Origin of the sequence: Sphaerotilus microaerophilus (assembly GCF_023734135.1) — a bacterium.
GTDB lineage: Bacteria > Pseudomonadota > Gammaproteobacteria > Burkholderiales > Burkholderiaceae_C > Sphaerotilus > Sphaerotilus microaerophilus.
The window spans coordinates 4,849,333-4,862,876 of the sequence record NZ_AP025730.1; the positions used below are offsets into that span (position 1 = coordinate 4,849,333).

Genomic DNA, 13,544 nt, shown 5'->3' on the forward strand with positions numbered 1-13,544 from the left:
TGGGGATGGGCGTTTTGTGTAAACAACCATAAAGTCGTGGTTGAGAGCTGTCACGCGGAACCCGATCATGTGACGCGAGCCCGACCCGCCGCCGCGAGGAACAAGAACCAGTATCAAACTGTGGCAACGGTCGGGGGGACGTCCGGATCCCAGCAACGTTCATCACTGAACGTCCATTGGCCCACCCTCCCGGGTGGGCCGATTTTTTTCTGGCGTCAGATCAGAACGAGACGCGCAGGCCGGCGCTGACGAAGCCATAGCGCTGCGAGAAGCGGCTGGCCGTGAGCGTGTTGTAGGCCAGCGGCAGCTCACCCAGCCACTGATGCTGCATGTATTGCCCCCGCAACAGCCACTGCATGCCGGCCAGTGGAGACCAGCCCAACTCGCCGATCAGCGTGTGGTTGAGGTCGTACACCACCCCGCCGCGGCTGGTCACGAGAGCGTCGATGCCCTCGCGCCGCCAGCGCTGGTACTCGTAGCCCAGGGCCAGGGTCCAGTCCCCCTCGCTCAGGCGCACCGAGCCGCCCAGGTGCGCAAAGCGGGCTCGGTAGGTAGTCTCGGCCTGGGCGTCGTAGGGCAGCACCCGGTTCGGGATGACGAAGATCAGGGCGTCCTGGCAACCCGCGTCCGGGGTGGCGACCAGCCGCTCACGCCCGAAGTCGAGTTGAAAGCTGCAGCCGGCCACGGTCGAGCGCGCCGCCACGCCGTCGTTGCGCACCCGGCTCGTGCCGGCCCCGGCAAAGCCGGACCAACGCAAGCCCAGCGCCTGGCGGCTGCCGATCAGGTCCAGTTGCCACTGCCGGTCGCGCGCACGACGGATCTGCAGGTCGGTAAGTTCGGCCGACAGCCCATCCACGTTCAGGCTGCCGGCGGTGCGGCGCGTCAGCAGGGGTGCGCTGTTGCCCCAGGCAGAAGCGCGCAGCGCCCAGGCACCCTGCGCGCTCGAACCTGCATCGCTAGCACCGAGGCGCACCTGCACCGCCCCCTGCCAGCTGCGCAGCGGGTGGGTGTCACCGCGGTCCTGCAGCGCGCGCCGCCATCCAGTGAACTCGCCCTGCCAGGCCCCCCAGCCCAGCCGCGCGCGCCAGTGGTTGCCGTGGTAGTCCCCCACGGCCGTGCCGGCGTAGGGCGAGCGGTCACGCAGGCCCAGCACATCGACGCGGTCGTTGGCGATGTCGCGATCCAGCTCCAGGTCCAGGCCTGGCACCTCGCCCCCCACGGAGGGCAGGGCGAAGGCGCTGCCCGTTCGAGCGGCAGGCAGGGCACTGAGCAGGGCATCGCCGGGCGCGGATTGCGCCGGAAGGCCCACCAACCCCAGGCTGGCCACGGCGATGGAGGCCGTGGCCCGGCGCCGCCATGGCGCCACACGATCAACATGCAAGATCAGGCCGCCCCATCAGAAGGTGAGCGTGCCCGTCACCGCCGTGCCGTTGACGCGGTAGGCGCCACGGTGGCTGCTGGTTTCACCAGGGATCTTCACCGCCACGCGGCCGACCGAGAAGCGGGTGGCGTCCGCATGGCGCAGGTCGAGCTCGCCGACCACCAGGCGCACCTTGAAGGTGCCCTTGGCGGTGAGCAGCTTGTCGAGCAGTTCGGTATCAGCGGGGAACTTGCCCTTCATCTTGGTGGCCAGCGCCTGCAGGTCCAGGCCAATGCCACTGGAGGTGCTGGTCAGCAGCGAGGCATCGAGGTCGGTGAAGCCGTTGCGCCCGGTGCCGATCTCGATCCCGCTGGCCGAGCGGGCGTAGAAGTAGAGCTTGGCATTGCTGCCGATGCTGGCGCTGACGACGCCGGTGCTGCTGTCGCGCCTGAGCGTCACGCGGTCGAGCGCCACCTGCAGCAGGCGGCTGCCGTCGTCCTGCTCCACCTGAAGGGCCAGCGCGATGCGGTCACCGTGGCGTGGCAGTGCCAGCGGCTTGGCCTGCACCGGCAGGATGAGCTGCTTGAGCGCGCCCAGCGTGGTGCTGCTCAGGTCGATGCCGGTGCCGAACTGCGCCAGCGAGTAGCTGGTGGCCACCGAATCGCCACCGACGATCGTGAACTGGTCGTCCTTGGCGTAGACGTACTGCGGCTGGCGCGCCTCGCCGCCGCGGCAGCGGCCACGCGCCTCGGTGACGCGATCGGCGTCTTCCAGGTCGGTCTCGGAAATGATGCCCTTGACCGACCCGTTGTTCAGGTCATCGTGCGCCGCGTCATAGCTGCCGCGGCCATGCACGGTGCGCGCCAGCGTGGAGATGCCGTCGCGGGCGATCTTGGCGGCATTGGCCTTGGCGGCATCGGACCACACGCTGCTGTCCACGGTCGCAAAGGCCTGCTTGGACGCCTCCTCCACGAGGTCGTCCAGCGCGGTACCGGTGTCGTCGAAGACATTGCTCACCGAAGTGGCCTGGGCCTTGGCGACCAGCCCCGCCACCGCGGCCTGGAAGGCGGCCTGCGGATCGCCGCCGGTGGATTCGACGATGTCGGCGATGTCGTTCAGGATCTTCATCACCGCGGCGGCGCTGCCAGCGCGGCTGCCGTCCAGGGTGGGATCGAAGGTCGCGGGGTCGATGCCGGACAAGCCCAGCTTGGCGAGCACCGCCTTGAAGTCGTCCAGGGTCAGGCCGCTGTCGAGCCACATCGTCGTGAAGGGCGACACCACCGCGGAGCCGGCGTGGGCGCGGAACTTTGCCTTGGGCGCCTTCATCAGCGTGAGGTCGTAGCCGGTGCCGGCCACCGACACCACCGCCGCGGTGCAGGCCGGGCTGAAGGTGAAGGCACCGTTGGCGTCGGTGCTGACGCTGGCCTCGCCCTCGTCGAGGTTGCCGTTGCCATTGCTGTCGCAGAAGACGGTGGCATCGGCCACGCGGTCATCGACCAGCACGCCGCTGCTGGAGGTCGTCGGCGCCGGGCCGTCGGACGAGGCAGAGCCCCCGCCACCACAGGCGGTGAGACCGAAGGCGACAAGCAGGGCAGCAGGGAGGGCGCGCAGTGGGGACATCAAGGAACTCCTGATTCGTGGGCTGGCTTCGCCAGGGAGGCGAGGCCACAGCCTCGGGTGTCATCGGCGGCGCCCAGTCATACAGGAGGGCGCCAGATCGGCTGGCGGTCAATTTAGGCGCTCCGCATCCCCTGTGCGCGGGCGCATCCCTTGAAAATGTGATTTCTTCCCATTTCAATGCAAGCAAAGTACTCAGACATCTGCAGCCGGTATCGGACATGGCTGGATGCAACCCGGCGGGCCTGCACGCCACCCACGGGCAACGGCGGCGGGCGGCTACAGTACTGGCCTCCCCTGCTTGGCCGGCCGCGTGCCGCCGCCGCTCCCGCTCCACGATGGCCACCAAGAAGTCCCGCTCCCCCTCTGCCCCGAACCGCCCCAGCCTGACCACCTGGCTCTCGCTGGCGCTGCTGGTCATCCTGCTGGACCAGCTGACCAAGGTGCTGATCGTGGGGCGCTTCGCCTACGGCGACAGCGTGCTCGTGACCGACTGGTTCAACCTCGTGCGGGTGCACAACACCGGCGCCGCCTTCAGCTTCCTGGCGCAGGCTGCAGGCTGGCAGCGCTGGTTCTTCGTCGTGCTGGGCGTGGGCGCCTCGGCGATGTTCATCTGGATGCTGCGCAGCCACGCCGGACAGAAGCTGTTCAGCTTCGCGGTGGCGATGCTGCTGGGCGGCGCGATTGGCAACGTGATCGACCGGCTCTGGCATGGCTACGTGGTGGACTTCCTGCAGTTCCACTGGGGCTTCCTGGCGCCGCTGTTCTCGGGCGGCTACTTCCCGGCCTTCAACCTGGCCGACAGCGCCATCACGCTGGGCGCGGTCTGCCTGATCCTCGACGAGCTGCTGCGCGTGCGGCGCGGCTGACACGGCAGGTCACGCCCCATGCTGGTCGAAACCCTGGGCACGGTGCGTGACTTCGGTCGGCTGGCCGAGATCGCCGCCGTCCTGATCCGCCACGGCCTGGGCGACGGGGTGCGCCGCTTCGGGCTGGCCGATGCGCTGGAGAAAGCCGGGCACCGCCTGCACTGGGAGCACGCCGCCGACCTGGCCCGCCTGCCCCCACCGGTGCAGCTGCGCCGCGCGCTGGAGGAGCTGGGGCCCACCTTCGTCAAGCTGGGCCAGATCCTGGCCGGGCGCAGCGACCTGCTCGGGCCGGAGTGGATCGCCGAGCTGTCGCACCTGCACAGCCGCGTGCCCGCGCTGCCCCTGGAGGCGCTGCTGCCACAGCTGCGCGAGGACCTGGGCGGTGAGCCGGCGCAGGTGTTCGCACGCTTCGACACCGAGCCGCTGGCCGCGGCCTCGATCGCCCAGGTGCACACCGCCCGGCTGCAGGACGGCACCGAGGTGATCGTGAAGATCCGTCGCCCTGGCATCACCGCGGTGATCGACGCCGACCTGCGGCTGCTGCTTCGCTTTGCCGCGGTGGCCGAGGCCGAGGTGCCTGCGCTGACGCCCTACCGACCACAGCAGCTGGTGCGCGAATTCGGCCGCTCGCTGCAGCGCGAGCTGGACCTGGCCACCGAATGCCGCAACGCCGAGCGCATCGCGGCCAACCTGGCGCCGCTGGGCTTCATGAGCGTGCCGGCGGTGCACTGGCCACTGACCAAGACGCGCATCAACGTGCAGACGCGCATCGACGGCATCCCCGGCGAGCAGCTCGATGCGCTGGACAGCGCCGGCTTCGACCGCCGGCTGCTGGCCCAGCGCGGCGCCCGCGCGGTGCTGAAGATGATCGTCGAGGACGGCTTCTTCCATGCCGACCCGCACCCGGGCAACGTCTTCTACCTGCCGGACAACCGCATCGCGTTCATCGACTTCGGCATGGTCGGGCGGCTGTCCACACGCCGCCGCGAGGACCTGCTGAACCTGCTGCTCGGCCTGGTGCAGCGCCGCCCGCAGCAGGTGGCCGACGTGCTGCTCGACTGGGCCGTGGGCGCCGGCCGCGGCACCGAGTCGATCAACCAGGGCCAGCTGGAGGCCGAGATCGAGGACTTCGTCGACCAGTACCACGGCACGCCGCTGGCCGACCTGAGCCTGGGCGGCATGTTGACTGACGTCACCGCCATCATGCGCGAGCACCGGCTCGCCCTGCCCAGCGAGCTGGCGCTGCTGATCAAGGCCTTCATCTCGCTGGAGAGCATGGGGCGCGGGCTGGACCCGACCTTCCACATGGCCACCGAGGCGCTGCCGATCCTGGAGCAGGTGCTGCGCGCGCGCTACCGGCCGCGCGCCCTGGCGCAGCGCGGCTGGCACACGCTGCAGCGGCTGCTGCAGGTGACCGAGCAGCTGCCGCACGACCTCTCGCGCCTGCTGCGCACCGCGCGGCGCGGGCAGATCCAGGTGGGCATCGAGGTCAGCCACCTCCAGCACGTGGGTGACCAGGTGGACCGCGCCGCCAGCCGGCTGGCGGTGTCGCTGGTGATCGCCGCACTGATCATCGGCTCGTCGATCGTGATGACGGTGTCCGGCGGCCCGCAGCTGTTCGGCCTGCCCGCCTTCGGCCTGCTGGGCTACCTCGGCGCGGCCGCGGGCGCGGTCTGGCTGCTGCGCTCGATCGCGCGCGCGCGCCGGCACCTCGACTGACATGGCATCAGGCCGCCAGCGGCCGGTTGCCGTCGTCGATGCGCGGCGCTGCACCGGATGCGGCTGGTGCGTGCCAGCCTGCCCCTACCAGCTGCTGTCGCTGCAGGTGCAGGGGCCGTCGGGTGAGCCCTGGAAGAAGACCTCGGTGCTGTCCGACCCCGCTGCCTGCCCGGGCTGCCGCCTGTGTGTGCCGCGCTGCCCGTTCGGCGCGCTGTCGATGCAGCCGAGCGCGGGTGACGCCCCGCTCGAACCACCGGCCGCCCTCCCCCGGTAAGCCCTGATGCCGACGGCGGTGTTCTGCCCTAGGGTAGAACGCTCTGCCACCACCGGCCACGACGGGCCGGCCTCACCTCGAAGGGGTTGCCTCGGATGGATGCTGTCCAGCCGGCCGAACAGGGCCGACCGATCGTCTTGCGCCCACTCACCGTGGCCGACCCGCTGCGCTGGCTGGCGGCCGGCTGGCGCGACTTCACCCGCCACCCGGGCATCGGCGCCTTCTACGGTCTGTGCTTCATGGTGATGGGCTGGCTGCTGCTGAAGGTCTTCGAGCAGGCGCCGGCCTGGACGCTGGCGCTGTCCGCCGGCTTCCTGCTCATGGGCCCCTTCGTCTGCATGGGGCTGTACCAGGCCAGCCGGCGCATGGAGCGCGGCGAGCCGGTCGGCTTCGTGGACTCGCTCACCGCCTGGCGCCACCATGGCGGCCAGATGGCCATCTTCGGCTTCGTGCTGCTGGTGCTGGAGATGCTCTGGGGCCGCGCCTCGCTGGTCATCTTCGCAGTGAGCTTCGACGGCATGCCCGACTTCAAGGGCTCGCTGCTGGCGCTGCTGAACCCGGACAACATCGAGTTCATCGTCGCTTATGTCGGCGTGGGCGCGATCTTCGCCGGGCTGATCTTCTCGATCAGCGTCATCAGCATCCCGATGATGCTGGACCGTCAGGTGGACGCCATCACCGCCGGCCTGAGCAGCCTGCGCCTGGTGCTGGGCCAGCCGCTGGTGATGCTGACCTGGGGCGCGCTCATCACCGTCCTGATCGGCCTGGCGCTGCTGCCCTGGTTCTTCGGCCTGCTGATCGTCGGGCCGGTGGTGGGGCATGCCAGCTGGCACGCCTACCGGACCGCAGTGGCCAGGGACGCCGATTGAGCGGCGTCGCGCTGTCTGCGCTCACAGCGTCAGCACGGTGCAGCCGGTGGTGCGCCGCCCCTCCAGGTCGCGGTGCGCCTGGGCCACGTCCTCCAGCCGATAGCGCTGGTCGATGGGGATCGACACCGCGCCGCTGGTGACCATGCCGAACAGGTCGTCGGCCATCGCCTGGGTGCGCTCGCGCGTGGCGATGTGGGTGAACAGCGTCGGCCGCGTCACGTACAGCGAGCCCTTGGCGCCCAGCAGGCCGAGGTTGAAGGCGGCCACCGGCCCGGAGGCATTGCCGAAGTTGGCCAGCAGGCCGAAGGGCGCCAGGCAGTCCAGCGAACGCTCGAAGGTGTCCTTGCCGATCGAGTCGTACACCGCCTTCACGCCCGCACCGCCTGTGATCTCCTTGACGCGGGCAACGAAGTCCTCAGTCTGGTAGTTGATGACGTGCGCCGCGCCGTGGGCCTTGGCCAGCTCGCACTTGGCATCGCTGCCCGCCGTACCGATGAGCTGCAGGCCCATGGCCTTGGCCCATTGGCAGGCGATCAGGCCGACGCCGCCAGCCGCGGCGTGGAAGAGGATGAAGTCCCCCGCCTGCAACCCGCCCTGCGGCTGGGTGCGGCGCAGCAGGTACTGCACCGTCAGGCCCTTGAGCATCATCGCCGCGCCGGTCTCGAAGTCGATGGCGTCGGGCAACTGCACCACGCACTTCGCCGGCATCACGCGCAGTTCGCAATAGGACCCGGGGGGCGCGCTGGCGTAGGCCACGCGGTCGCCCGGCTGCAGGTGCGTCACCTCGGGGCCGACCGCCTCGACCATGCCGGCGCCCTCCATGCCCAGCGAGAGCGGCAGCGCGTTGGGGTACAGGCCGGTGCGCTGGTAGACGTCGATGAAGTTCAGGCCCACCGCATGGTGGCGCACACGGATTTCACCGGGGCCGGGCTCGCCCACCGGCAGGTCGACGAGTTGCAGCACCTCGGGTCCGCCGAACTGCTGGATCTGGATGGCACGGGACATCGAATCGCTCCTCTTGGTGGTCGGGTCAGAAAGGGATGCGGCAGCTTAGCCCAGGCCCGGGCCGCCGTGTCACGCGCGGGCTTCTCGCGCCATTTGCGCAGACCCCGTGCCCGGCGGCTACCATGCCCGGCCCCCCCGTCCCGCCTGCGCGCCGCCCATGCAGCTCTCCCCCCGCCTGCTCGCCTTCCTGACCCTGCCGCCCTTCCTCTGGGCTGGCAACGCCGTCGCGGGCCGCATGCTGGTGCCACTGGTGCCGCCGCTGCTGCTCAATGCACTGCGCTGGGGCGGCGCCCTGCTGCTGCTGCTCGTGCTGGGCCACGCGGTGCTGGGCACGGCCGAGCGGCGTGCCGCCATCCTGGCGCGCTGGCGCTATTTCGCGGTGCTCGGGGCGCTCGGCGTGGGCGCCTACAACGCGCTGCAGTACCTGGCGCTGACCACCTCGACGCCGATCAACGTCACGCTGATCGCCGCCAGCATGCCGCTGTGGATGCTCAGCGTGGGCGCCCTCTTCTTCCACGAGCGGCCGCGCACGCAGCAGCTGCTGGGTGCGGCCCTGTCGCTGGCCGGTGTCGCCACCGTGATGAGCCGCGGCCACCCTGCCGCCCTGGCGCAGGTGCAGTTTGTCCAGGGCGACCTGTTCATGCTCGCCGCCGCCGCCAGCTGGGCCGGCTACAGCTGGCTGCTCGTGCGCCCGCCCGCCTCGATGCAGGCCGCGCAGCGCCCCACCATCGGCTCGCCTGACGGCAGCCAGCGGCCCTGGAACTGGGCCGAGTTCCTGCTGGTGCAGGCGCTGTTCGGCATCGTCTGGGCCGGGGGCGCCGCCGGCATCGAGGCGGTGGTGGCCCCGCGCGCACCGCAGTGGACGCCCCTGGTGGGGCTGCTGCTGGCCTACATCGTGCTCGGGCCGTCGCTGCTGGCCTACTGGTTCTGGGGCCGTGCCGTGGCCCTGGCCGGCCCCACCACCGCAGGCATGTTCAGCAACCTGACGCCGCTGTTCGCCGCGCTGATGTCCACCGCGCTGATCGGCGAGCCACCCCAGCCCTACCACGCGGTGGCGTTTGCGCTGATCGTCGCGGGCATCGTGGTGAACACGAAGCGCTGACCACCGGGCACAGGCCACCGAGCAGTGGCCCCAGGCCCAGCCCGGTCAGAAGGTGCCGGGGAAGGTGCCGCCGTCGAGCAGGATGTTCTGGCCGTTCAGGTAGCCGGCCTGGCGGCTGCACAGGAAGGCGCAGACCCCGCCGAACTCGCGCGGGTCGCCGAAGCGCCGTGACGGCACGGTGGCACGGCGCTCGTCCATCAACTCGTCGATCGGCCGGCCAGTCTTGGCGGCACTGCCCTCGAAGGTCACGCGCAGCCGGTCGGTCTCGAAGGGCCCGGGCAGCAGGTTGTTGATGGTCACGCCGCGCGAGGCGATCTTCGGCTGGCGCGCCAGCCCGGCGATGAAGCCCGTCAGCCCACTGCGCGCGCCGTTGGACAGGCCGAGGATGTCGATGGGCGCCTTCACCGCACCCGAGGTGATGTTGACGATGCGCCCAAAGCCGCGCTCGGCCATGGCATCCACCGTCGCCTTGATCAGCTCGATGGGCGTGAGCATGTTGGCGTCCAGCGCGCGGATCCAGGTGTCGCGGTCCCAGGCGCGGAAGTCCCCCGGCGGCGGCCCGCCGGCGTTGGTGACCAGCACGTCCACCTGCGGCGCGCTGTCCAGCGCAGCCGCCCGGCCCTCGGGCGTGGTGATGTCGGCCGCGACAGCGCGCACCTCGACAGCCGGGTGCGCCGCGCGCAGGCGCTGCACCGCGGCCTGCAGCGCCTCGGCTCCCCGCGCGACGATGACCACGTTCGCCCCCTCACCCGCCAACGCCTCGGCACAGGCAAAGCCCAAGCCCTTGCTGGCGCCGCACACCAGCGCCCAGCGGCCGTTCAAACCCAGATCCATCGCGTTTCACTCCTCGTCGGCAAGTTACATATCCACAAAGCGGCCACCGTGGAACCGGCTCCGCCGGGCCACTGGTGGCGCCCCCTGAGGGGGAGCGGCGTCAGCCGCAACGGGGGTGGCACCATCAACGGCGGGCGGCCAACAGGCCGACGCCCAGCAGCACCAGCACGGTGCCAGCCGCCATCCACGGGGTGAAGGGCTCGCCGAGGATCCACACCCCCATCAGGATGGTGCTGATCGGCCCGATCAGCCCGGTCTGCGCGGCCACGCCCGCGCCCAGCCGCTCGATCGCCAGCATCACCAGGATCACCGGGGCAAACGTGCACAGCGTCGCGTTCAGCAGCGACAGCCACCACACCTCGGGCGCCACGGCGGCGAGGCTGCCCAGCGGGCGCAACAGCAGGAACTGGCCGATGCACAGCCCGCAGGCGATGCTGGTGGCCCAGCCCGTCAGCCGCAGCGAGCCGATGCGCTTGATCTCCTCGCCGCACTGCAGCAGGTAGACCGCGTAGCTGAGCGCCGAGCCGAACACCAGTGCGGCGCCAAGCGCCACGTGCTCGCCGGTCAGCCTCAGCTCGTGGCCGAAGGCCAGCCCCACCCCCGCGTAGCCCACCGCCAGCGCGACCAGCTGCTGCCGGCAGACGCGCCGGCGGTAGAACAGCAGGCCCAGCAGCAGCACCAGGCTGGGGTTGAGGTAGAGGATCAGCCTCTCCAGGCTGGCGCTGATGTAGGCCAGCCCGGCAAAGTCCAGCAGGCTGGCAAGGTAGTAGCCGCAAAAGCCCAGGCTGGCCAGCGCCAGCCAATCACGCCGCACCAGGGGCGCCTTGCCCCGCCCGGCCCACCAGGCCAGGCCGAGGAACAGGGGAAGCGCCAGCAGCATGCGCAGCATGATCAGCGTCACCGCATCGACGCCGTGGCGGTAGGCCAGCTTGACGATGATGGCCTTGCCCGAGAAGGCGATCGAGCCGGCCAGCGCCAGGGCCAGGCCCGTCCAGCGCCGCGGCGCCTGCGCCGGGGGGCTCGGAAGCGGCGGCGCGGAGCCCGCGAGGTCGGCGGCACGGGAGGTCATCGCGGCCGATTCTACGAAGGGCACAACAAAAACCCCGCAGTGCGCGGGCGCACTGCGGGGTTCGAGGGAGGTGGCGGGGGCCGACGCGGGCGTCGGCCGTGCCGATCAGAGCTTGCCGGCGCGGGCCTGCTCGATCATGTAGTTGTCGTAGCCGTCTTCGGCGATGGAGAACCAGCGCACCTGCTCGCCACGGAACTTGGAGAAGTCCTCGTAGACCTTCTTCCAGTTCGGGTTGCTGGCCGACAGCTCGCTGTACAGCGCCATCGATTCCTTGAAGGCCAGGTCCATCACGTCCTTGGGCAGACGGAAGAGCTTGGTGCCGCTGGCGATCAGCTGGCGCAGTGCGGCCGGGTTCTTGGCGTCGTACTTGGCCTGCATGTCGGTGTGGGCGTAGGCCGACGCGGCTTCCAGGATGGCCTTGTACTCGGCGCTCAGGCCGTCATAGGCCTTGCTGTTGATGAAGAAGTCGATCTCAGGACCGCCTTCCCACCAGGCCGGGTAGCCGTAGTTCGGCGCCACCTTGTTGAAGCCCAGCTTCTGGTCGTCGTACGGGCCGATCCACTCGGCCGCGTCGATGGTGCCCTTTTCCAGCGCCTGGTAGATCTCGCCACCGGGGATGTTCTGCGGCACGCCGCCCATGCGCTCCAGCACGCGGCCGGCGAAGCCGCCGATGCGGAACTTCAGGCCCTTCATGTCCGCGGCGGACTGGATCGGCTTGCGGTACCAGCCCGCCATCTGGGTGCCGGTGTTGCCGCCCGGCAGGTTGATGAAGTTGTACTGGCGATAGAACTCGCGCATCAGCTTCATGCCGTTGCCTTCGTACATCCAAGCCGTCATCTGGCGGCTGTTCATGCCGAAGGGAATGGCCGCGCCCAGTGCGAAGGTCGGATCCTTGCCGAAGAAGTAGTACGGCACGGTGTGGGCCATTTCGACGGTGCCGTTCTGCACGCCGTTGTCCACCTGCAGCGCGGGCATCAGTTCGCCGGCGGCATGCACCGAGATCTGGAACTTGCCGCCGGTCATGTCACTGACCTTCTTGGAGAAGACTTCAGCCCCGCCGTAGATGGTGTCGAGCGACTTCGGGAAGCTCGAGGCCAGGCGCCAGCGGATGTTGGTCTGGGCCTGCACCACGGCCGGGGCCGCACCGGCGGCCAGCACACCGGCCAGACCGGCCTGACGGACAAAGGAACGACGTTCCATGCGTTGGACTCCTCAGTGAATCTGATCGAACGAAAGCCGGACAGCGGCTCAACACGGGCAGGCCGATTCTAGGAGCAGCCCCCGGGGGGAAAGGCCGGTGCTTACCCCTGCGCAAGATTGCGTAGAGCGCCGGCCGAGGTCACCGCGAGGCGAGGCGCCGGGGCCTCACTCGCCCGCGACCATCATCTTCTCGACCAGCACCGAGCCGATCGTCTTGCTGCCCGAGGTATAGGTGTCGGCCCCCACGGCGACGATCCGCTGGAACATCTCGCGCAGGTTGCCGGCGATGGTGATCTCGTCGACCGGGTAGGCGATGCGCCCGTCCTCGACCCAGTAGCCGGCCGCGCCGCGCGAGTAGTCACCCGTGACGGCATTGACGCCCTGGCCCATCAGCTCGACCACGAACAGGCCGCGGTGCAGCTTCTTCAGCATCGCGTCGAGATTGTCCCCGGGGTCGGTCAGCCGGCTGGTCAGCGTGAGGTTCTGCGAGCCGCCCGCGTGGCCGGTGGTGCGCATGCCCAGCTTTCGGGCCGAGTAGCTGGAGAGGAAGTAGCCCTGCGTGACGCCGGCCTCGACCACGCTGCGCGCACGGGTGCGCACGCCCTCGTCGTCAAAGGGCGCACTGCCCTTGCCCTTGCGGATGTGCGGGTCCTCGCGCAGGTCGATGTGGTCGGCAAAGGTCTGCTGGCCCAGGCTGTCGGTCAGGAAGGTGGTCCGGCGGTAGAGCGAGCCGCCGCTGGTGGCCTGCACATAGGACCCCAGCAGCCCGGCGGCCACGGTGTTCTCGAACAGCACCGGCAGCTCGCCCGTGGGCAGCCGGCGCGGCTTCAGGCGCGCCAGCGCGCGCTCGGCGGCGTAGCGGCCCACCGCCTCGGGGGCGGCGAGGTCGGCAGCATCGCGCATCGAGCTGTACCAGGCATCGCGCTGCATGTCGCGCCCCCGCCCGGCGATCGGCGCCACCGACAGCGAGTGCCGCGAGCTGGCGTAGCCGCCGCGGAAGCCCCGGCTGTTGCCGGCGTAGAAGTGCGACTGCTGCGCCGAGACGCCTGCGCCCTCGGAGTTGGTGATGCGCCGGTCGGTGCCCAGCGCAGCCGCCTCGCAGCGCAGCGCGATCTCGGTGGCGCGCTCGGCGTCGATGTCCCAGGGGTGAAAGAGATCCAGGTCCATGCCGGACACCGCGCCCAGCGCCAGGTCGGCCGGCTCGGGCAGGCCGGCGGCGCTGTCCTCGGCGGTGAAGCGGGCGATGTCGTAGGCGGCCTGCACCGTCTGGCGCAGCGCTGCCGGGGAGAAGTCCGAGGTGCTGGCGTTGCCGCGGCGCTGGCCGAGGTAGACCGTCACGCCGATCGACTTGTCGCGGTTGCGCTCGACGTTCTCGATCTCGCCCTTGCGCACCGACACCGACAGGCCACTGCCCTCCGACACCTCCACCCCCGCGTCGCTGGCGCCGAGCTCGCGGGCCTGCCGCAGCACGTCCTCGACCAGTTCGGCGAACTGCGCACGGCTGTAGGCGAAGCCGCACGTGGCGGTCGAATCGGGTGTGTTCATGGAGGGCGTCGGGATGGAAAAGGAGGGCAGGCACGGGGGCCCGGGCCGGCATCGGCAAGGCTCGCTCGTATGATAGCCGCC

General features: G+C 70.2%; 12 protein-coding genes. 5 read left to right on the forward strand and 7 right to left on the reverse strand.

Features of this window, described 5'->3' with window-relative positions:
- Positions 1-220: 220 nt before the first annotated feature.
- Positions 221-1,381, reverse strand: coding sequence for a hypothetical protein (locus NGK70_RS20750; protein ID WP_251970373.1), 1,161 nt, complete (start codon positions 1,379-1,381; stop codon positions 221-223).
- Between the two features lie 15 nt (positions 1,382-1,396).
- Positions 1,397-2,980, reverse strand: coding sequence for a hypothetical protein (locus tag NGK70_RS20755; protein ID WP_251970374.1), 1,584 nt, complete (start codon positions 2,978-2,980; stop codon positions 1,397-1,399).
- 335 nt (positions 2,981-3,315) lie between these two features.
- On the opposite strand from NGK70_RS20755, the gene lspA reads away from it, so the two are divergent.
- The 4 genes from lspA to NGK70_RS20775 all read left to right on the forward strand — a co-directional run bounded on the left by lspA (position 3,316) and on the right by NGK70_RS20775 (position 6,708).
- Positions 3,316-3,846, forward strand: coding sequence for a signal peptidase II (lspA, locus tag NGK70_RS20760; RefSeq protein WP_251970375.1), 531 nt, complete (start codon positions 3,316-3,318; stop codon positions 3,844-3,846).
- Positions 3,847-3,864: 18 nt separating this feature from the next.
- Positions 3,865-5,565, forward strand: coding sequence for an ABC1 kinase family protein (locus NGK70_RS20765; protein ID WP_251970376.1), 1,701 nt, complete (start codon positions 3,865-3,867; stop codon positions 5,563-5,565).
- Position 5,566: 1 nt separating this feature from the next.
- Positions 5,567-5,839 carry a 4Fe-4S binding protein gene (locus tag NGK70_RS20770; RefSeq protein WP_251970377.1) on the forward strand — a complete coding sequence of 91 codons (273 nt, stop codon included), beginning with the start codon at positions 5,567-5,569 and terminating at the stop codon, positions 5,837-5,839.
- A 95-nt stretch (positions 5,840-5,934) separates the two neighbouring features.
- Positions 5,935-6,708 (forward strand): DUF2189 domain-containing protein, encoded by a 774-nt coding sequence (locus tag NGK70_RS20775; protein WP_251970378.1) that lies wholly within the window; start codon positions 5,935-5,937, stop codon positions 6,706-6,708.
- A 21-nt stretch (positions 6,709-6,729) separates the two neighbouring features.
- On the opposite strand, the gene NGK70_RS20780 is transcribed toward NGK70_RS20775, so the two are convergent.
- Positions 6,730-7,713, reverse strand: a complete 984-nt coding sequence (locus NGK70_RS20780) for a quinone oxidoreductase family protein (RefSeq protein ID WP_251970379.1) — start codon at positions 7,711-7,713, stop codon at positions 6,730-6,732.
- A gap of 157 nt (positions 7,714-7,870) precedes the next feature.
- Here NGK70_RS20780 and NGK70_RS20785 point away from each other — a divergent pair, with 157 nt between their 5' ends.
- The gene (locus tag NGK70_RS20785; RefSeq protein WP_251970380.1) at positions 7,871-8,815 is read left to right on the forward strand and encodes a DMT family transporter; all 945 of its coding nucleotides are present in this window, start codon (positions 7,871-7,873) and stop codon (positions 8,813-8,815) included.
- Between the two features lie 45 nt (positions 8,816-8,860).
- On the opposite strand, the gene NGK70_RS20790 is transcribed toward NGK70_RS20785, so the two are convergent.
- From NGK70_RS20790 to pmbA, 4 genes are all read right to left on the reverse strand, one after another.
- Positions 8,861-9,649 (reverse strand): SDR family oxidoreductase, encoded by a 789-nt coding sequence (locus NGK70_RS20790; RefSeq protein WP_251970381.1) that lies wholly within the window; start codon positions 9,647-9,649, stop codon positions 8,861-8,863.
- Positions 9,650-9,773: 124 nt separating this feature from the next.
- Positions 9,774-10,718: a DMT family transporter gene (locus tag NGK70_RS20795; RefSeq protein ID WP_251970382.1), complete on the reverse strand. Its 945-nt coding sequence runs from the start codon at positions 10,716-10,718 to the stop codon at positions 9,774-9,776.
- Positions 10,719-10,823: 105 nt separating this feature from the next.
- Positions 10,824-11,918 (reverse strand): TRAP transporter substrate-binding protein, encoded by a 1,095-nt coding sequence (locus NGK70_RS20800; protein ID WP_251970383.1) that lies wholly within the window; start codon positions 11,916-11,918, stop codon positions 10,824-10,826.
- Between the two features lie 165 nt (positions 11,919-12,083).
- Complete coding sequence (pmbA, locus tag NGK70_RS20805) at positions 12,084-13,463, reverse strand: metalloprotease PmbA (protein WP_251970384.1); 1,380 nt, start codon at positions 13,461-13,463, stop codon at positions 12,084-12,086.
- Positions 13,464-13,544: the final 81 nt, after the last annotated feature.